This window comes from Bordetella genomosp. 5, from assembly GCF_002261315.1.
Classification (GTDB): Bacteria; Pseudomonadota; Gammaproteobacteria; order Burkholderiales; family Burkholderiaceae_B; genus Bordetella.
Genome location: NZ_NEVP01000008.1, coordinates 1 through 19258, shown reverse-complemented (window position 1 = coordinate 19258; position 19258 = coordinate 1). Strand labels below are relative to the sequence as shown.

General features: G+C 66.6%; 16 protein-coding genes. 10 read left to right on the top strand and 6 right to left on the bottom strand.

Annotated elements, in window-relative coordinates:
• Positions 1–59 precede the first annotated feature (59 nt).
• The 7 genes from dnaE (at position 60) to CAL25_RS13600 (ending at position 9482) form a co-directional block, all read left to right on the top strand.
• On the top strand, positions 60–3551 hold the full coding sequence (dnaE, locus tag CAL25_RS13630) for a DNA polymerase III subunit alpha (RefSeq protein WP_094800843.1): 3492 nt from the start codon (positions 60–62) through the stop codon (positions 3549–3551).
• Positions 3551–4672 carry a glycosyltransferase family 4 protein gene (locus CAL25_RS13625; protein ID WP_094800841.1) on the top strand — a complete coding sequence of 374 codons (1122 nt, stop codon included), beginning with the start codon at positions 3551–3553 and terminating at the stop codon, positions 4670–4672. Before dnaE ends, CAL25_RS13625 begins: the two co-directional genes overlap by 1 nt.
• Positions 4665–5537 carry a polysaccharide deacetylase family protein gene (locus CAL25_RS13620; protein ID WP_094800839.1) on the top strand — a complete coding sequence of 291 codons (873 nt, stop codon included), beginning with the start codon at positions 4665–4667 and terminating at the stop codon, positions 5535–5537. Before CAL25_RS13625 ends, CAL25_RS13620 begins: the two co-directional genes overlap by 8 nt.
• Positions 5534–6286 (top strand): glycosyltransferase family 2 protein, encoded by a 753-nt coding sequence (locus CAL25_RS13615; protein ID WP_094800837.1) that lies wholly within the window; start codon positions 5534–5536, stop codon positions 6284–6286. The genes CAL25_RS13620 and CAL25_RS13615 overlap by 4 nt, the downstream gene beginning before the upstream one ends.
• On the top strand, positions 6283–7395 hold the full coding sequence (locus CAL25_RS13610; RefSeq protein ID WP_094800835.1) for a glycosyltransferase family 4 protein: 1113 nt from the start codon (positions 6283–6285) through the stop codon (positions 7393–7395). Before CAL25_RS13615 ends, CAL25_RS13610 begins: the two co-directional genes overlap by 4 nt.
• 226 nt (positions 7396–7621) lie before the next feature.
• On the top strand, positions 7622–8347 hold the full coding sequence (locus CAL25_RS13605; protein ID WP_249279074.1) for a polysaccharide deacetylase family protein: 726 nt from the start codon (positions 7622–7624) through the stop codon (positions 8345–8347).
• Positions 8325–9482 (top strand): glycosyltransferase family 4 protein, encoded by a 1158-nt coding sequence (locus CAL25_RS13600; RefSeq protein ID WP_170948493.1) that lies wholly within the window; start codon positions 8325–8327, stop codon positions 9480–9482. The genes CAL25_RS13605 and CAL25_RS13600 overlap by 23 nt, the downstream gene beginning before the upstream one ends.
• A 21-nt stretch (positions 9483–9503) precedes the next feature.
• Here the strand turns inward: CAL25_RS13600 and CAL25_RS13595 are convergent, their stop codons facing one another.
• From CAL25_RS13595 to CAL25_RS13585, 3 genes are read right to left on the bottom strand one after another with little or no spacing between them, the layout of a single operon-like run.
• Positions 9504–9758: a YkgJ family cysteine cluster protein gene (locus tag CAL25_RS13595; protein ID WP_094800833.1), complete on the bottom strand. Its 255-nt coding sequence runs from the start codon at positions 9756–9758 to the stop codon at positions 9504–9506.
• Between the two features lie 2 nt (positions 9759–9760).
• Positions 9761–10525 carry a YdcF family protein gene (locus CAL25_RS13590; protein WP_094800831.1) on the bottom strand — a complete coding sequence of 255 codons (765 nt, stop codon included), beginning with the start codon at positions 10523–10525 and terminating at the stop codon, positions 9761–9763.
• 1 nt (position 10526) lies between these two features.
• A complete protein-coding gene (locus CAL25_RS13585) occupies positions 10527–11513 on the bottom strand; it encodes a glycosyltransferase family 9 protein (RefSeq protein WP_249279073.1) in 987 nt (328 codons plus the stop codon).
• 133 nt (positions 11514–11646) lie between these two features.
• Here CAL25_RS13585 and msbA point away from each other — a divergent pair, with 133 nt between their 5' ends.
• A complete protein-coding gene (msbA, locus tag CAL25_RS13580) occupies positions 11647–13422 on the top strand; it encodes a lipid A export permease/ATP-binding protein MsbA (RefSeq protein WP_094800829.1) in 1776 nt (591 codons plus the stop codon).
• Positions 13423–13586: 164 nt separating this feature from the next.
• On the opposite strand, the gene CAL25_RS13575 is transcribed toward msbA, so the two are convergent.
• Complete coding sequence (locus CAL25_RS13575; RefSeq protein WP_094800827.1) at positions 13587–15083, bottom strand: MFS transporter; 1497 nt, start codon at positions 15081–15083, stop codon at positions 13587–13589.
• Positions 15084–15202: 119 nt separating this feature from the next.
• Between CAL25_RS13575 and CAL25_RS13570 the strand changes: the two genes are divergently transcribed.
• Entirely contained in the window at positions 15203–15760 is a 558-nt protein-coding gene (locus CAL25_RS13570; RefSeq protein WP_094800825.1) for a TetR/AcrR family transcriptional regulator, read from the top strand.
• A gap of 189 nt (positions 15761–15949) precedes the next feature.
• Positions 15950–16153, top strand: a complete 204-nt coding sequence (locus CAL25_RS13565; protein ID WP_094800823.1) for a hypothetical protein — start codon at positions 15950–15952, stop codon at positions 16151–16153.
• Between the two features lie 7 nt (positions 16154–16160).
• Here CAL25_RS13565 and CAL25_RS13560 read toward each other — a convergent pair whose 3' ends face one another.
• Together CAL25_RS13560 and rng are read right to left on the bottom strand one after the other, a co-directional pair.
• Positions 16161–16445, bottom strand: a complete 285-nt coding sequence (locus tag CAL25_RS13560) for a hypothetical protein (RefSeq protein ID WP_141217934.1) — start codon at positions 16443–16445, stop codon at positions 16161–16163.
• Between the two features lie 56 nt (positions 16446–16501).
• Positions 16502–17965: a ribonuclease G gene (rng, locus tag CAL25_RS13555; RefSeq protein WP_094800819.1), complete on the bottom strand. Its 1464-nt coding sequence runs from the start codon at positions 17963–17965 to the stop codon at positions 16502–16504.
• Positions 17966–19258 lie beyond the last annotated feature (1293 nt).

Here is a 19258-nt window from a genome sequence, read left to right as displayed (position 1 = left end):
GAATTAGCCGCCATTTTAGCTCGCCCACCCCCGGGGTGCGACTGGGTACAATCGCGTCCATGTCCGAAGCCGTATCCAATCCGCCCCCATTTGTACACCTGCGCGTCCACTCCGAGTTCTCGGTCGTGGACGGCATCGTGCGTATTTCCGACCTCATCAAGCGCGTCGCCAAGCTGGGCCAGCCCGCCGTCGCCTTGACCGATCTGTCGAATATTTTTGGCCTGATCAAGTTCTACAAGGGCGCGCGCGGCGCCGGCATCAAGCCCATCGCGGGCTGCGATGTGTGGATCACCAACGACGACGATCGCGAGAAGCCGTTTCGCGTGCTGCTGCTGGTGCGTAACCACCAGGGCTACCTGAATCTGTGCGAGCTGCTCACGCAGTCGTTCCTGAAGAATCAGTACAAGGGGCGCGCCGAGGTGCGCCGCGAGTGGCTGCAGGGCCAGGACGGTCTGATCGTGCTGTCCGGCGCCCGGGCGGGCGATGTCGGGCAGGCGCTCGAGGCGGGGAATGCCGTCACCGCGCTGGCGCTCGCGCGCCAGTGGGCGCTGATGTTCCCCAACGCCTATTACATCGAGCTGCAGCGCGCCGGTTTCGACGGCGACGAAGCCTACACGCAGGCGGCCCTGCGGCTGGCGGCCGAGGCCGGCCTGCCCGTCGTGGCGACGCACCCGGTGCAGTTCCTCGACCGTGAAGAGTTCCAGGCGCACGAAGCCCGGGTGTGTATCGCCGAGGGCGAGATCCTGGCCAACCCGCGCCGCGTCAAGCGCTTCACGCAGCAGCAATATCTCGCCACGTCCGAAGAAATGGCCGAGCGCTACGCCGACGTGCCGTCGGCCCTGGCCAATACGGTCGAGATCGCGCGCCGCTGCAACCTCTCGCTGGTGCTGGGCAAGCCGCGTCTGCCCAACTTCCCCACGCCCGAGGGCGTGACGCTCGACGACTACCTGATCCAGCTCTCGGAAGAGGGGCTCGAAAAGCGCCTCGAGTTTCTGTTTCCGGACGTCGCCGAGCGCGATGCCAAGCGTCAGCAGTATTACGACCGGCTGCGCTGGGAGTGCAAGACCATCATCCAGATGGGCTTCCCCGGCTACTTCCTGATCGTGCAAGACTTCATCAACTGGGGCAAGAACAACGGCGTGCCCGTGGGGCCTGGCCGGGGCTCGGGCGCCGGCTCGCTGGTCGCCTATGCCCTGGGCATTACCGACCTCGACCCCATCCGCTATGACTTGCTGTTCGAGCGCTTCCTGAATCCGGAGCGGGTGTCCATGCCCGACTTCGATATCGACTTCTGCCAGGACAACCGCGAACGCGTCATCGATTACGTCAAGGAAAAGTACGGCCGCGCGGCCGTGAGCCAGATTGCCACCTTCGGTACCTTGGGCGCCAAGGCCGTCGTGCGGGACGCTGGCCGCGTGCTCGATATGCCGTACATGTTCTGCGATGGGCTGTCCAAGCTCATTCCGTTCAATCCGGCCGATCCCTGGTCGCTCGAGCGCACCCTGAAAGACGAACCCGCCTTCAAGGAACGCTACGACCAGGAAGAAGAGGTGCGCGCGCTGGTCGACCTGGCGCAGCCGCTCGAAGGCCTGACCCGCAATATCGGCATGCACGCCGGCGGCGTGCTCATCGCGCCCGGCAAGCTCACCGACTTCTGCCCGCTGTATTGCCAGCCGGGCCAGGAAAACAGCGCGGTCTCGCAGTTCGACAAAGACGACGTCGAGGCCGCGGGCCTGGTCAAGTTCGACTTTCTGGGCCTGCGCAACCTCACCATTCTCGACTGGGCGGTGCGCTACGTGCGCCAGTTCAACCCCGAGAAGCGCGATTTCGACGTGATGGCGCTTGAGCTTGACGATCCCGCCGCCTACAAGGTGCTGTGCGACGCCAACACCACCGCGGTGTTCCAGCTCGAATCGCGCGGCATGAAAGAGCTGCTCAAGAAGCTGCGGCCGAACACGTTCGAAGACGTGATCGCCGTGCTGGCGCTGTATCGTCCGGGCCCGCTGGAGTCGGGCATGGTCGACGACTTCGTGAATCGTAAGCACGGGCGCGCCGCTGTCGACTACTTCCACGGCGATCTGGAGGCGACCCTCAAGAGCACGTACGGGGTCATCGTCTACCAAGAGCAGGTGATGCTGATCTCGCAGATCTTCGGCGGCTACTCGCTCGGGGGCGCCGATCTGCTGCGCCGCGCGATGGGCAAGAAGAAGGCCGAAGAGATGGCCAAGCACCGCGAGCTGTTCCAGCAGGGTGCCATGGAGAAGGGCCACGATCCCGATCTGGCCGTCAAGCTCTTCGACCTGATGGAGAAGTTCGCGGGCTACGGCTTCAACAAGTCGCACTCGGCCGCGTACGCGCTCATCTCCTACCAGACCGCCTGGCTCAAGGCCTATCACCCGGCCGAGTTCCTGGCCGCGACCCTGTCGTCCGATATGGACGACACCGACAAGGTCCAGACCTTCTGCCGCGACGCCAAGGACAACGGCGTCGAGGTGCTGCCGCCCGACGTCAACTACTCGGGCTATCGCTTCGCGCCGGTCGAAGACGCCTACACCGCCAAGGGCAAGCCGCCGCGCACCATGCGTTACGGCCTGGGTGCGGTCAAGGGCACGGGGCAGGGCGCGGTCGAAGAGATCCTGCGCGCACGCGAAGAGGGCGGTCCGTTCCTCAACCTGTTCGATTTCTGCCGTCGCGTCAGCAAACATGCGGTCAACCGCCGCACGGTCGAAGCCTTGATCCGTGCGGGGGCGTTCGACACCATCGAGCCCAACCGCGCCGCCATGCTGGCGTCGGTGCCCACCGCCATGGAAGCGGCCGAGCAGGCCGCCCGCAGCGCCAACCAGGCCTCGCTGTTCGGCGACGACAGCGGCGATGTGGTGGCGGGCGAGCTGGCCAAGGTCGCGCCCTGGAATCTGCACCAGCGCCTCACCGAAGAAAAGTCGGCCCTGGGTTACTACTTCAGCGGTCACCTGTTCGACCACTGGCGCGACGAAGTCCGGCGCATCGTGCCCATGCAGCTCGCGCGCGTCGAACCGCAGCGCGATCTTCAGTGGATGTGCGGCGTGCTGGCCGCCGTGCGCGTCATGATGACCCGCCGCGGCAAGATGGTGTTCGCCGTGCTCGACGACGGCACCGCCCAGGTCGAGATTTCGGTCTTCAACGAGCTCTACGAAAAGCATCGCAATCGTCTGCGCGAAGACCAGCTGCTCATCGTGCAGGGCAAGGTCAGCAACGACGAGTATTCCGGCGGCATGCGCATCGTGGCCGACCAGCTCTACGACCTGCAGCTCGCTCGCGAAGCGCGGGCCCGCTCGCTGCGGATCAGCCTCAACGGGCAGGCCGATGCCGCCCGTCTGCGTCAAATGCTCAATCCGTTCCGCGCCGAGCCTGAGAATGGCGTGCCTGGCGTGCCCGTCGACGTGGTCTACCGCAAGGACAACTTCCTGTGCACGGTCCGCCTCGGCGAAGAGTGGCGGGTGCGCATGGCCGACACCCTGCTCGAAAACCTGGCCGCCTGGGCCAAGCCGGACGGCGTCGAGGTAACTTACTGATGTTTCGTCCTTTGCGTATTGTTCATTCGGAAGCCGCAACGGGCTTCGGCGGTCAGGAAGGCCGCATCTTCAAAGAAATGCTGGCCATGCGTGAGCGCGGCCACCACATGGAGGCGATCGTCCAACCCGACGCGCCGCTGGGCCAACGGCTCAAGGCCGAAAACTTCGTCGTGCACGAAGTGCCGATGAACGGCCCGGTCAACTATGTGCGCGGCGTGGCCCGCATGACGCGCCTGCTGCGTGAGCGCAACTACGACGTGCTCAACACGCACAGCCGGCGTGACACGGTCATCGCGGCCGCCGCGGCGCGTTTTGCCCGCACGCCGCTGATCGTGCGGACCCGTCACCTGGCCAACAAGGTCGGGTCGATGTGGTCGTACACCTGGCTGCCCCACCGTGTGCTGACCGTGAGCGATCACGTCCGCGAATACCTGATCACGCGGGGCGTGCCGCGCGAGCGCGTCGCGACCGCGTATTCGCCGATCATTCTGCCGCCGCCCATCGAGCAATCGACCCTGCGCGGCGAGCTGTCGCTGGCCGACACCGATATCGTGGTGGGCTGCGTGGCCGTGATGCGCGCGCTCAAGGGTCACCGCACCCTGATCGACGCCATGCTTCCGCTGATCGCCGAGCACGACAACCTCCACCTGGTGTTCGTGGGCGGTGGCTCGCCGGTGTTCGAGCGGACGCAGGCCTACATCGCCGAGCTCGGGCTGCAGTCGCGCATTCACCTCATGGGCGTGCGCCGCGACGTGCCCAACCTGCTCGCCGGCTTCGATATTTTTGCCCTGGCGACCGAGCAGGAAGCGTCGGGCACCGTGTACGTCGAGGCCGAGGCCATGGGCCTGCCGGTCATCGGGACGCGCGTGGGTGGCGTGGCCGAAATGATGCGTGAAGGCGAGACGGGCCTGCTCGTCCCGCCCCGGGACGCGCCCGCGCTCACGGCCGCCTTGCGCCGCCTGATCGACGATCCCGAGCTGCGCCGTACGATGGGGCAGGCGGGTTACCGCATGATCCGCGACGAAGGCGTGTTCTCGACCGAGCGCCTCGCCTTGACGACCGAAACGCAGTACCTGCGCTGGCTCGCCGAGCTGGGTCACGGGGAGGCCGTTCATGGCTGACGCATCGCCGCGCGACAGTGCACCCAACGTGCCGGTACTCATGTACCACCACGTCACCCCCGAAGGCGGCATGATCAATGCCACGCCCGACGTCTTCGAAGCGCAGATCGCGAGCCTGGCCGCGGCGGGCTACCACGCCCTGTCCTGTGCCGAATTCGAGGCCTACCTCGACGGTGCGCCGGTACCGCCGAAGTCGGTGCTGATCACGTTCGACGACGGCTATCTCGACAACTGGGTCTATGCCCATCCCGTGCTCGAGCGTTATGGCATGCGCGCGGTACTGTTCCTTATCACGGGCTGGATCGGCGATGGCCCGGTGCGTCCGCATGCCGGACAGCAGGGCGCCACGCTGCCCGCCACGCCCGACCACGACGCCTCGAAGCGCCTCGTCGCGGCGGGCCAGGCCGACCAGTGCATGCTGCGCTGGAGCGAAATCGACGCCATGCGTGCCGCCGGCACCTTCGAGTTTCACTCGCATACGCACACCCACACGCGCTGGGACAAAGAATGCAAGGGCGACACGCAGGCCAAGCGCCGGCATGTCGACGAAGAGCTCGCGCAGTCGCGCGCCACCCTGACCGAACGCCTGGGCGAGGTCAGCAGTCATCTGTGCTGGCCGCAGGGGTATTTCGACGCCGATTACGTCGAGGCGGCGCGCGAGGCGGGCTTTCGCCACCTCTACACGACCGATCCGTTCGGCCAGAACCGCCCCGGCACGGATCCCGGGCATATCTACCGCTTTGCCGTACGCAATCGCGCCGGCGGTTGGCTGCGCCGCCGTATCTGGCTGTCGCGTCATCCCGTGATCGGCCCGTACTTCCATGCCTGGAAGGCATGGCGCAAGCGCGCAAGGAACCGCAAATGACGCTCTCCGTCATCATCATCACCAAAAACGAGTCCGCGAATATCCTGGCCTGCCTGGAGTCGGTCGCCTTCGCCGACGAGTTCATCGTGGTCGATTCGGGCAGCACCGACAACACGGTCGAGCTGGCGCGCGACTTCGGCGCCCGCGTCGAGATCACACCCGACTGGCCCGGCTTCGGTCCGCAGAAAAACCGCGCGCTCGATCTGGCGACCGGCGACTGGGTGTTCTCGATCGACGCCGACGAGCGCGTCCCGCCCGAACTGGCGGCCGAAATCCAGGCGGTCATGGCCAACCCCTCGGCCGACACCTTCGAGGTGGCGCGCCTGTCGGATTTCTGCGGCCGTTTCATCCGCCACAGCGGCTGGTGGCCCGATTACGTGCTGCGCCTCTGGAAGCGCGGCTCGGCCCGCTTCAACGACGCGGCGGTCCATGAGCGCGTCGTGCCGCAACACGGTGGCCCCGCGCGCCTCAAGGGTCACCTCGTGCATTACCCCTATAACAACTTCGAAGCCCTCATCAACAAGGTCAACCGCTATTCGTCCGACGCGGCGGCCATGATGCACGCGCGCGGCAAGCGCGCCACGATTTTTTCGGCGCTGGGCCACAGCTTCTGGACCTTCGTGCGCATCTACCTGATCCGGCGCGGCTTTCTCGATGGCAAGCACGGTCTCGTGCTCGCGGTCACCGCCGCCTCCGGCAGCTTCTACCGCTACGCGAAGTTGATGTTCCTGACCGACCAGCGCAAGTGAAGATCCTCTATACCAACTTTCACCCGCGCAATGGCGGGGGCCACGTCACGTATGTGATCAACCTCGCGCGCGCGCTGGCGCCTCACCACGAGATTTTCGTCGCGTCGCCCGGCACGAGCCGCCTGCATCGTTACGCGGCCGAGATCCCCGGCGTGCGGGTCGAGCCGATGGATTACCCCTCGCGCGTGTCGCGCTGGCCGGGCCCGGTGGCGCAGATGCGCGCGCTGATCAAGCGCGAGCAGTTCGACGTGATCCATTGCAATGGATCCTCCGACCACCGCCAGGTCATGGTGGCGATGCTGGGCCTGCGCAAGCGGCCGCGCGTCGTCTTCACCAAGCACAACGACCACTCGCTCAAGAGCCTGGGCAATGCCGTGCGGGCCAGGCTGGCCACGGACCACGTCATTGCCGTGAGCAATTACGTGCGCGAACTGGTGATGGACTCGCCCTATGGCGTGCTGCCGGTCTCGACGGTGCATCACGGCATCGACACCGACTACTACGCGCCGCCGCCCGCGGCCGACGTCGAGCGTCTGCGCGAGACCTGTTTCGGCGCGGGCTGGCGCGGCAAGCTGCTGTTGGGCAGCGCCGGCGGCACCGATCTCGCCAAGGGCTGGCTCGACCTGGTCGAGGCGGCGGGCATCCTGCCCCAGTCCCTGCGCGAGCAGGTTCTGATCATGGTCGCGGGCGATCCGCCCAACGAGGCCAAGCTTGCGCGCGTGCGCGCCGCCGGCATGAAAGGGCAGGTGTTCTTCCCCGGTCTGCTCGACGACGTCCGGCCCGCGCTGGCCGCCTGCGATGTGGGTTTCGTCCTGTCTTATCGCGAAGCGCTGTCGTTCGCCGCGCGCGAAATGATGTCGATCGGCCTGCCCGTGCTGGCCAGCGATGCGGGCGGCCTGCCCGAAAACATCGAGCCTGGCGTCGACGGCTGGGTCGTGCCGGCGCGCGACGTGACGCGCATCGCCGAGGTGCTGCACACGCTGCTGGCCGACCGCGGCCTGCCCGAGCGGATGGGCCGGACCGCGCGGGCAAAGGCCCTGCGCGAATTCAACCTGCCGGACTTCGCCGCGGCGACCATGCAGGTCTACCACGCCGCCCTGGCGCGCTGAACGCGGCGGCCCGCCTGTGGCGACCGCTGGTGTGGCGGATCCGCCGGGTGCGGCCGATCCGCCGTTGCGGCCCGTCGATGCTGCGACGGCGCTACAAATAGCGCCTGTTCGCCCCCTGACTCGTCATATTGAAACGTGAGCCCCTCATATAATGAGGGTCTTTGCAGGCATGCCTGCGGCGCGCGCGCTGGGTCGCGTTCGCCGTTCTTCCGGATCCCGATCGCGCATGAGTTCCATCCCCATCCTGATGTATCACCAGATCGGCCAGCCCAACCCGCGCGGCACGCCGTTTCGCGGATTGACGGTGCATCCGGCGAGCTTTCGCCGCCAGATGACCTGGCTGCGCCGGCTCGGCTATCGCGGCCTGTCGATGCGCGACCTGATGCCCTATCTGCGCAACGAGAAGCAGGGCAAGGTATTCGGCATCACGTTCGACGACGGCTATCGCAATGTGCTCGAGAACGCCGCGCCCGTGCTGCAGGAGTGCGGATTCACCGGGACCAATTATTTCGTGGCCAACCAGCTCGATGGTGGCAACGTCTGGGACACGGCGAAGGGCATTCCCTATTCCGGTCTGATGAGCGCCGATGAAATGCGCCAATGGCATGCGCTCGGCCAGGAAGTGGGCTCGCATACGCTCGACCACGTGCATCTGCCGCGCATCGCGCCCGACGAGGCCCGGCGTCAGATCCGCGACTCGAAAGACGCCCTCGAGCAGGTGCTCGGCGCGCCCGTCACCGCGTTCTGCTATCCCTACGGCGACAACAACCCCGAGCACCGCGACATGGCGCGCGAGGCCGGCTACGTCAACGCCACGCTGACCACCCGCGGGCTGGCCAGCGAACGCGACGATCCCTACGGCTTGCCCCGTGTCACGGTGGCACGCTCCACGCATCTGCTGCGCTTCCTGCAAAAGACCCTGACACGCTATGAAGACACCCGGCGGCGTTGACACGCGTTTGCGTATTGCGTTGCTGGTGGACCGCTTCGGCAACCGTTTCGGCGGCGCCGAAGCCTACGGCGTCGAGCTGGTCCGCCAACTCTCCGAGCGCCACGATGTCACCGTGATCGCGCGCGACTACGACAGCGACCTGCAGCTGCCCTACATGAAGGTGTGTCCGCCCTTCAAGCTGCCCAGCTGGATGCGGGTACTGAATTTTGCCTGGCGCGCCAGCCGGCTGACGCGCGGCGGCCGTTTCGACATCGTGCATTCGCACATGAACGGTTGGGCAGGGGATGTGCAGGTCATGCACGTCACCCCGGTGCGCTACAACCGGATCTGCGCGCTGCCCGCCTGGCGGCGCCCGTTCGTGTGGCTCAGCCCGCGCCTCGCCACCTATCTGCTGCTCGAGCGTGCACGCGTGCGTCCTCGCCCCGATAAGCGCGTGGTCGCCGTGTCGGCCCTGATCGTCGAGCAGATGCGCACGGCGTATGGCGATATCCCGCTCGCGACGATCGCGCCCGGGGTGCAGGTGTGCAAGCCGTTCGACGCCGACCGGCGCGCGGCGATGCGCGAGCGTCTGGGCTGCAAGCCCGGCGACGTGCTGTGTCTGCTGGTGGCGCGCAATCCCATGCGCAAAGGGCTGCCCACGCTGCTCGACGCGCTCGAGCGGCTTCCGGCCCGCTACCGGCTGCTGGTGGTGGGCGCGGATGCCCCCACCAAGGCTGCCGTCGCGCGCCGCGCCGTGGTGGGCAGCCGGATTTCGCTCGTCGATCCCACGCAGGACGTCGGGCAGTATTACGAAGCGGCCGATCTCTATACCCACCCCACGCTCAACGACAGCTTCGGCATGGCGCCGCTCGAAGCCATGTCGCATCACCTGCCGGTCGTCATCAGCGCCTCGGGGTATTGCGGCTTTGCCTGCTATCTCACGCACGCCCAGGATGCCCTGATCCTCAAAGACCCGCGCGACGCGCGCGAGCTGGCCGATGCCATCAGTCTGATCGGAGAAGACGAGGGCCTGCGCCGTCAGCTGATCGCGGGAGGTGACGCGGTCGCCTGCGCCCGCAGCTGGCAGTCGGTCACGGCCCAGTTCGAAGCGATATATCGCGAGATCGTCGCGCAGCGGCAGGCCGCAGGATCCTGAGCGATCCGGCGTGCGCCGGCTTCAGGGCGCCGTGGCCCGCTCGAGGTCGCCCAGCCAGTGCAGGGCATGGGCGCGCGACTCGCCACACATGGCGGCCGAGGGTTTCAGCCCGCCACAGACGGCCGGGCGGGCCGGGTCGCCGAAGATCCGGCAGCGCTCGTCGGCATCCAGTTGCACGCAGCGCACGCCCGCGGGCTTGCCCTGCGGCATGCCCGGGATCGGGCTCGAGATGGACGGCGCGGTGCAACAGGCCCCGCAGGCCGGACGGCATTGCATGATTACACCCAGCCGCGCAGCCAGTACACCAGCAGGCCGGCGTATTCCTTGATGATGGAGCGGCTGGCGTCCAGCGTGCGCTCATCCGGGATCCAGGCCGAGACCGAGCCGTCGGGCGGCAGCACGATCTGCTGCGGCGCGGGTGCTGCGATGGCTTCCACACCCTGCTTCGAGAAGGCCGCCATGGCGCGCGGCATGTGCAGCGCCGACGTCACCAGCAGCACCTTCTTGATCTCGTGCGCGCGCAGCGTGTCTTCGGTGAGCGCCGCGTTTTCATAGGTGTTGCGACTGGAGTTCTCGAGGATCAGGGCCTGCTCGGGCACGCCCTGCTGGCGCATCCGATGTGCCATGCCCTTGGCCTCGCTCACGTCGCCTTCGAGCGCACCGCCCGAGAGCACCACCTTGGGCGCGCGGCCCGCCAGATAGAGCTCGGTGGCCGTATCGACACGCACCACGGCGGTGTCCTTGTCGTAGGGCAGGAACCAGTTGGCGCGGCCATTGGCCGTGTTGCCGCCCAACACCACGATCGCATCGGCGGTGGGCGCCTGGGCCGGTTGCAGGTGCGGATAATGGGTTTCGAGTTTGCCGCCGAAGTAGAGCGACGTGGCCGGCAGTGACCACGCGGCGGCCCACAGCACGCCGGCCGCGATCAGCGTCGCGCCGGTCTTGCGCAGCCGAAAGAGGCCCAGCACGAGGCCGAGTATCACCAGGGTGATACAGAGATTGAGCGGAATGATGAGGCTGGTCAGGTAACTCGTGATCTGCATATCAATTCGGGTTCTGCCCGGGCAGGTCGCCGGCGAGCAATGCTACGGTCGTACTTTCCACGGCGTCCTGGGTGGGCCAGGCGTCCTCGTCGCCGAGCAGGATCGCCTTCGGTGACCAGGGGCCGGTGCGGCTGCGCCGCGTCACGCCAAAAAGCGTGAGTTCGTTCGCGCCGGCCGCGGCCGCCACGTGCGAAACCCCGGAATCATTGCACACCACCAGGGCCGCCCGTCGGGTGAGCGCGGCGAACGCGCCCAAGGGCAGCGGCGCCAGCAGCGTGGCGGTGGGTGCGTTGCGGCGCGCCTCGTCCACTTCGGATGCCGGTGGGCACATTAACACGGTATGACCCCGTTCCTGCAAGTGGCGGGCGAGCCCGTCGAAGCCCGGCCAGACCTTGACCTTGCCCTTGTGCAGGCCGGTGGCCGTGGGCGCGATCAGCACGAAGGGCTTGTCGGCCAGCCCCGCGTCGGCGAGGGCGGCGTCGGCCTGCGCCACCTGAGCCGCGGTCACCGGCAGATCCAGCTCAGGCGCGGGTTGTTCGGGGCCGTTGGGCAGACCCCAGGCGCCGAGGGCCTGGCGGGTCAGGTAGTACCAGGATTGCACGGCGTGCAGCGGCCGGGCCGGTTTGCGTACCGGCCAGCGCAGCAGCAGGCTGCGGCCATCGTCCCGATAGCCCGCGCTCGGAACGCCGGCCAGGCGGAACACGGCGGCGCTCGAGAGGGAATCCGGCAGGACGAGGCCTCGGGCCGCGCGCGCGTTCGCGCCCAGCGTGAGGCGATGCGCCCGCACGGCCGCCCGGTCGGCGCCGAGCTTGCCGCGCATGGGAATGAAGCCGGCCAGATCCAGGCCGGCGAGCAGCTCGCGGGCCCAGGGCCGGGCGCACACCACCACCGGCACGCCGGTGGCGAGCGCCAGCCGCAGGCTGGGCAGGCTCATGCAGACATCGCCCACCCAATTGGGCATGCGCACGTAAAGACACGGAATGGACATAGAGGGGTGTTTTGCTAAGAGTCGGATAGGCTCGGCGGCGCGGCGGGCGCCGGGCGGGCGGGGCCCGGACGCTGGCCGCCAGCCTGTCGGCCAGTACAATCACGGGCACAATTGTATTAAAGCGAGTGATTCCTTGAATTCTGCCGCACGCAACGCGTCCGCCGGGTCGCAGCCGGTCAGGCCCGAACTCTGGCGACGCATCTACAGCCGGGTGGGCTCATACTGGAAAGGCCTGGCCCTCGCCATCCTGCTGATGGCAGGCGCCGCCGCCACCCAGCCGACCCTGGCGATCATCATGAAGCCGCTGCTCGACGATGGCTTCTCCGGTGCCAAGCCGTCGTATATGTGGTCCATTCCGCTGGCCGTGGTCGGGTTGATCATGCTGCGCGGCGTCTGCAACTTCTTCTCCGACTATCTGCTGGCCTGGGTCGCCAACAACGTGTTGCTCGGCATCCGCCGCGACATGTTCAACCGTCTGCTGGGTCTGCCCGACGCGGATTTCAAGCGCGGCGATACCGGCCGCCTGCTCAATCGCTTCACGATCGACGCCGGCAACGTCACGGGTTACGCCACCGACGTGATCACGGTGCTGGTGCGCGAAACCCTCGTCGTCATCGCCCTGATCTGCGTGCTGCTCTACATGTCGTGGATGCTCACGCTCATCATCCTGGTGATGCTGCCGGTGTCGGTGCTGATCGCCCGCACGTTCATCCGCCGCCTGCGCAAGATCAACCGCGAAACCGTGAACATGAACGCCGAGCTCACGCGGGTCGTGAGCGAAGGCATCGACGGCCAGCGCGTCATCAAGCTGTTCGACGGCTACGAGTCCGAGCGCGGCCGCTTCAGCTTCGTCAACGCCAAGCTGCGCCGTTACGCGATGCGCACGGCCACGGCCGACGCGGCCATGACGCCGCTCACGCAGGTCTGCATCTCCATCGCCGTGGGCGCCGTCATCGCCGTGGCGCTGGGCCAGGCGAATGCCGGCGCGCTCACCGCGGGCAGCTTCGCGTCGTTCATGGCCGCCCTGGCGCAGCTGTTCGATCCGATCAAGCGCCTGACCAACCTGGCCAGCAAGATGCAGAAGATGCTGGTCGCCGCCGAAAGCGTGTTCACGCTGGTCGACCAGGAGCCCGAAACCGATACCGGCACGCGCAAGCTGGCCGAGCCGGTGCGCGGCAAGGTCGAGTTCCGCAACGTCACGCATCGCTTCCCCGACGCCAGCCGCGACACCGTCTCGCAGGTGTCGTTCGAGGTGCTGCCGGGCCAGACCGTGGCCCTGGTGGGGCGCTCGGGTAGCGGCAAGACCACGCTGGCCAACATGTTGCCGCGGTTCGTGCTGCCCACCGAGGGCCAGATTCTGGTCGACGACGTGCCGGTCGACGAGCTCACGCTGCAGAACCTGCGTTCGCACATCTCGCTGGTGAGCCAGGATGTCGTGCTGTTCGACGACACCATCGCCGCCAACGTGGGCTACGGCGCCCTGGGCGAGGCCGACGACGCGCGCGTGCGCGAGGCCCTGGCCGCGGCCAACCTGCTGGACTTCGTCGACAGCCTGCCGCAGGGCATGCACAGCGCCGTGGGCGAAAACGCCGCGCGCCTGTCGGGTGGCCAACGCCAGCGGCTGGCCATCGCGCGTGCGCTCATCAAGAACGCGCCCATCCTGATTCTGGACGAGGCCACGTCGGCCCTGGATAACGAATCCGAGCGCCAGGTCCAGGCTTCGCTCGAGCGCCTGATGCGCGGCCGCACCACGCTGGTGATCGCCCACCGTCTCTCCACGGTCCAGAACGCCGATCGCATCGTCGTGCTGGATAACGGCCAGATCGTGGAGCAGGGCCCGCACGAAGAACTGCTGGCGGCCAACGGCCTGTACGCCTCGCTCTACAACATGCAGTTCCGCGAAGACTGAGCCCGGCTCGGCTGCGCGAAAAAAACGCCCGGCGACCTCGCGGTCCCGGGCGTTTTTGCATCTGCGGCTGCCTGAGGCGGCTTCGTTGACGGCCCGCCTTGGCGCGCCCTCGCATCGCGTGCAGCGCGTCGGTTGTGTCGCCCTTCGGCGGCGGCGCGCGGGCCTCAGCCCGGCCGCATGGCCCGCGACCGGCCGCGCAGGCCGAGCGCCGTCAGCAGCAGCACCGCCGCGGCCACCGCCACCACGATCACATAGGCGTGATCGAAGGCACCATGCGCCAGCCGGACCAGCTCGGCGCCGGTGCCCGCATCGAGCCGGCTCGCCATCTCCAGCGCCTGGTCCAGGCTGTCGCGCACGGCTGCGTCGGCTTGCAGCGCGGCGGGCGTCACCAGGGTGCGGGCGTACACCGCCGTCAGCAGGCTGCCCAGCAGCGTCACGCCCAGCACATGGCCCATCTCATAAGAGACCTCCTCGATCGACGCCGCCATGCCGGCGCTCTCCACCGGCGCGCTGCCCATCACTGCGTTCGAGGCGGCGGTGATCGCCGCGCCCAGGCCCAGCCCCAGCACCGACAAGGCAATCACCTGAGTCATCGGCGAGTGCGCATGCAGCAGCGCGGTGCCCGCCATGCCGAGGCCGGCCGTCAGCAACGCCGCGCGCATCACGGTCTGCTGACCCGCGCGGCCGATCATCAGGCCGGCCAGCGGACCGGACACCGCGGCGGCGGCGGGCACCGGCAACAGATAGAGCGCGGCGTGCAGCGGACTCATGCCCATGACCAGTTGCAGGCGCTGGCTCAACACGAGCTCCATGCCCACCAGCGTGGAGCTCGCCACCAGCGCCACCAGCACGCCTTGGCGGAACGCAGGCAGGCGGAACAGGCCGAAATCGATCATCGGCCGAGCGCTGCGCCGCTGGCGCCGCACGAACACCCCGCAGAACACCACGCCGAGCAGGGCGGCGACGCTCGCGCCGGCGTACCAGGGCTGCGGCATGCTGAATTCCTTGATGGCGTAGACCACGCCCACCATGCCGATCAGGATCAGCACGGAGCCCACCGGATCGAAAGGACGCATGGCATGACCCGCGTCCGCCTCGGCGATGCGCGTCGCGGGCCACAGCAGCAGCAACACGATCGGCACGTTGATGAGGAACACCGAGCCCCACCAGAAGAATTCCAGCAGGATGCCGCCTACGACGGGGCCGAGCGCGGCGCCGCCCGCGGCGATGGCCGCCCACACGCCGATGGCGAGCGCCCGTTCGCGCGCGTCGGTGAAGGCGTGGCGCAGCAGCGATAGGGTGGCCGGCATCATCATGGCCGCGCCGAGGGCCAGCAGCACGCGATTCGCAATGAGCCACGCGGCGGTGGGCGAAAAGGCCACGCAGGCCGACGCCAGACCGAACACGATCAGACCCGAGACGAACATGCGCTTGGCGCCGAAGCGATCCGACAGCGCGCCCGCGCCGGGCAGCAGGCCCGTGACCGCCAGCGGGTAGGCGTTGATGATCCACAGCTTGGCGGACGCGTCCGCGTGCAGGGCGTGGGTCAGGCGAGGAAGGGCGGCGTACAGGACGGTGGCATCCACCGTGATCAGGAGCAGCGCGACCGATACGATCGCCAGGACGCGCCAGCGGTTGGGGGAAAGCGGAAGGGACTGCATGAAACAAACACCTCGGGCCGGCTTCTCGCGAGCGCGAGGAAGGGCCAACATGGACACCGGACGAGAGGTCCGTGGGCTATAATATAAATCCATACGTATGTATTGAAAAGAGGGCGAATATGGGGCGCAAGCGAACCATCGACCGCGACAAAGTGCTCGACGCGGCGGAAGCCATCGTCGCCCGCGAAGGCGCGGCCGGCCTCACCATCGACGCCGTCGCCCGCGAAATGGGCGTGACCAAAGGCGGCATCCAGTACTGCTACGGCAGCAAGGACGCGCTCATCGACGCCCTGTTCGAGCGCTTCGGCAAAGGCTACGAAACGCTGTTCGCCGACATCGCGGGCACGTCGCCCGGCGCGCTCGAGCGCATCGCGGGGCATGTGGGCGCCACCCACGGCTCCGACGCGCTCTCCAACGCCAAAGCCGCCGGCCTGATGGCCACCCTGATCCAGTCGCCCGAACACCTGGCCAGCACCCAGGCCTGGTATCGCAGCCGCATCGACGGCCTGGACCTGACCACCGAGGCCGGCCGCCGCGCGCGCCTCGCGTTCCTGGCCACCGAAGGCGCCTTCATGCTGCGTTTCTTCAACCTGCTGCCCATGGACGCCACCGATTGGGACGCCGCATTCGAAGACATCCGCAGCCTCCTGCCCGCGCCACCCGCCCGGAAGCGATGATCGCCAAGGCGCGCGGCCGCGGCGCAAGGGTGTGCAGGACCTGACCAGATCGACGTGTTCGGGCGCGCGCCCGGCTTGGAACTTGCAAGAGGCTGAACAAGGGCATGATGTTTGCTGATCTCCGGGGAACCCCAGCCCGGCAAAGGCATACGCTGAGTGTGGTCAGGGGTGTCCCTATATTGGAAAGCCATGAAGCAGCACCCCGGGACCTCGCTGATCAGCACAGTCGAGATCCTCCAGCCCAATACGGTCAGCTTTTTCTGGCGCATTCTCACGATCGACGAGGATGCCGGGCGAATTCACTCCATCACGGAAGCGCGGGAGCGATTCCTCACGTTCGCCTCTGCTCAGGCGGCAGGTGAGGTCGCGTTACGTGACCTGGAATTCGCTTAGAAAGGGCTCAGAGCCCGTGGACGTGGATGTAGAACGTCCCAGCGAGATACCGTTCCAGCATGGAGCGATACCGCTGCGTCGGAGGCGTTCGGGCGTACCAGGCTTGCGCGGCAGCCTCTGCGGCGCATTCGTCGGAACTATTGGCGCGGGCCCAGAGGGCTCCCATTGCCCCTGCCTGGTACTCAGACATCACCATGGTGTGTTTGGCTGCCGGTGCCACGCTGGCGACTCCGTCGATCAGGCGGAAAATGTTTCCGCCTGCTCCTCCACCATACTCGGTCACGACGCTCATTGATCGCGCTCTTGCGAACTGTTGCATCATCTCGAGAGGGTCGGAACCCGGAACGCCTAAATCAAAATAATGTCGTAGTTCTCTTGCGAGTAGGTCGCCTCGACCTCCAGCGAGATCGGCTTGCCCACGAAATCGCCCAGCATGGCCAGATGCTGGCTTTCTTCTTCCAGGAAGAGATCCACCACGCTCTGCGCCGCGAGGATGCGGAATTCCTTGGGGTTGAACTGCCGTGCCTCGCGCAGGATTTCGCGCAGGATCTCGTAGCAGACCGTCCTCGCGGTACGCACGTTGCCGCGCGCCTGGCACATCGGGCAGGGTTCGCACAGCTGATGCGCGAGCGAGTCGCGGGTGCGCTTGCGCGTCATTTCGACCAGGCCCAGCTGCGTGAAGCCATTCACGGTCATGCGCGTGCGATCGCGCGACAGCGCCTTCTTGAGTTCGCTCAGCACGGTGTCCCGATGCTCGGCGTCCTCCATATCGATGAAGTCCAGGATCACGATGCCGCCCAGATTGCGCAGACGCAACTGGCGCGCGATGGCTTGCGCGGCCTCGAGATTGGTCTTGAAGATGGTGTCGTCGAAATTCCGGCCGCCCACGAATCCGCCCGTGTTCACGTCCACCGTCGTGAGGGCTTCGGTCTGGTCCACGATCAGATAGCCGCCGGACTTCAGATCGACCCGGCGCGACAGGGCGCGCGCGATTTCTTCGTCGACATTGGCGGTGTCGAACAGCGGCCGTTCGCCACTGTAATGACGGATGCGGTCGGCCACCGAGGGCGTGTACACGCGGGCCCATTCCTGCAGCTCGGCCGTGGTGCTGCGCGAGTCCACCAGAATGCTGCCGGTGTGCGGGCTGACCATGTCGCGCAGCACGCGCTGACCGAGTGTCAGGTCGCGATGCAGCGCGGTGGGGGCGGGGTGAGTGCGCGCCGCGGCCTGCACGCTGCTCCAGAGTTTGCGCAGGTATTCCAGATCCGCCGCGATTTCCTCGTCGTTTGCGCCTTCGGCCTGCGTGCGCACGATGAAACCGCCTTTCTCTTCTTCGGGCATGAGCTTCTGCAGCCGCTCGCGCAGCTGAACGCGCTCCACCTCGGAGTCGATCTTCTGAGAAATGCCGATGTGCGGGTCGTGCGGCAGGTACACCAGCATGCGGCCGGCAATGCTGATCTGCGTGGACAGGCGCGCGCCCTTGGTGCCCAGCGGATCCTTGATCACCTGCACCATCAAGGTCTGACCCTCGAACAGCAGCTTCTCGATGGGCGTCGGATTGTGCCCCTGGCTACGCTCCAGGCGATTCTCGCGCAGGTCCGCAATGTGGATGAAGGCCGCGCGCTCGAGCCCGATATCGATAAAGGCACTCTGCATGCCCGGCAATACCCGCACGACACGACCGAGATAGATATTGCCGACCTGGCCACGCTGGATGCTGCGTTCGACGTGCAGCTCCTGCACGGCGCCTTGGGCCACCAGGGCAACACGGGTCTCGAAAGGGGTGACGTTAACCAGGATATCTTCTGTCATTGTTGTCCGTGTCGTAGATGCGGTCCTCGATGGCGTAGGGTACCGTAAGTCCCGCAGCCCGTCCGTGCGCTGACGGGCTGCTTGTCGCTGACGTCCCTGTGAGCGCCGCCCGTGCGGGCGCGCGCGCGTGCCGGCAGCGGTGTCCGCGCCTCTGCATCCGCTATATATAGCGGAGGCGCGTCTTGGGGGGGGGGCTTCCTGGCGATCCGGCGGTCAGGCGAGCCGGCGATACGGCGATACGGCGATACGGCGATACGGCGATACGGCGATACGGCGATACGGCGATACGGCGATACGGCGATACGGCGATAGATCGACGGGTCCCTAGGTCGCTAGGTCGCTAGGTCGCCAGGTCGATAGGTCGATAGGTCGATAGGTCGATAGGTCGATAGGTCGATAGGTCGATAGGTCGATAGGTCGATAGGTCGGGCGGGCGATCGCGTGCCCGCGTGGCCTGGCACATCTGTAGCCGGACAGCCCGCCAGTGAACGCGCACCTATATATAGCGAGGCGATCCCTGCGCAGGAGTTGCCCGCCATGCGACCGGGTTCGTCCGCATGCACGCCTGTCGCGCGCATCTGGGGGGGGCGGCGCACCTTTGGCCGATGGCGAAAGACGCGCAACGGTACGGCTGCGCAATACCGGCGGTGCACGGCCCGACATCGGACCTAAAGCACTCGATCCCTATATAGAGGGGGAGGGCGGGGCAGCCGATCGAGTTGGCACAGCCTGTCCGGGATGCGTCCCCGCCCCGTGAGAAAAAATTTGCTGTGACGCAGGAACTGTCGCATTCAGGGAGAGTCCTACTCCCTTGTTCTTCAGGATGACGCCGAGAACATTGCTTGCCTGACAGTGTGCCAGGGCGTAAACCCCGGCCCCCAGGGCATCTTCCATTGCACGAAAGCCTGCTTTTCCCTGGGAAGCGATTAGTTCTTCCCCATGAAATCAGAGGGCGTGCCGCTTTTTTTTCATCGAAATGAAGAAAATTTGGCATTTGGATGACACGGCGTTTTTTTCCGTGCTATAGTTCGCCCCCTTCGCTGCTCACACAACAGTGTGAACGACGAAGCCGAAGCGGCAAGTGCTGTTTCGCCGGCCTCAAAGCGGTTGCCACCTGAGTGGGACGCGAGGCACGAAACAGGGCTTTCAGCGCAGGAACGGAAGCGTGCTTCCGAGGTTGTCCGAAAGGGCTTACCGAATTCCAGCGTTGCACGGTGAGCTGCAAATTGTGCGCACTGAGTTGCACGATCTGCAAAAACTGTGTTATAGTTTCGGGCTTGGCAGTTGTCAAAA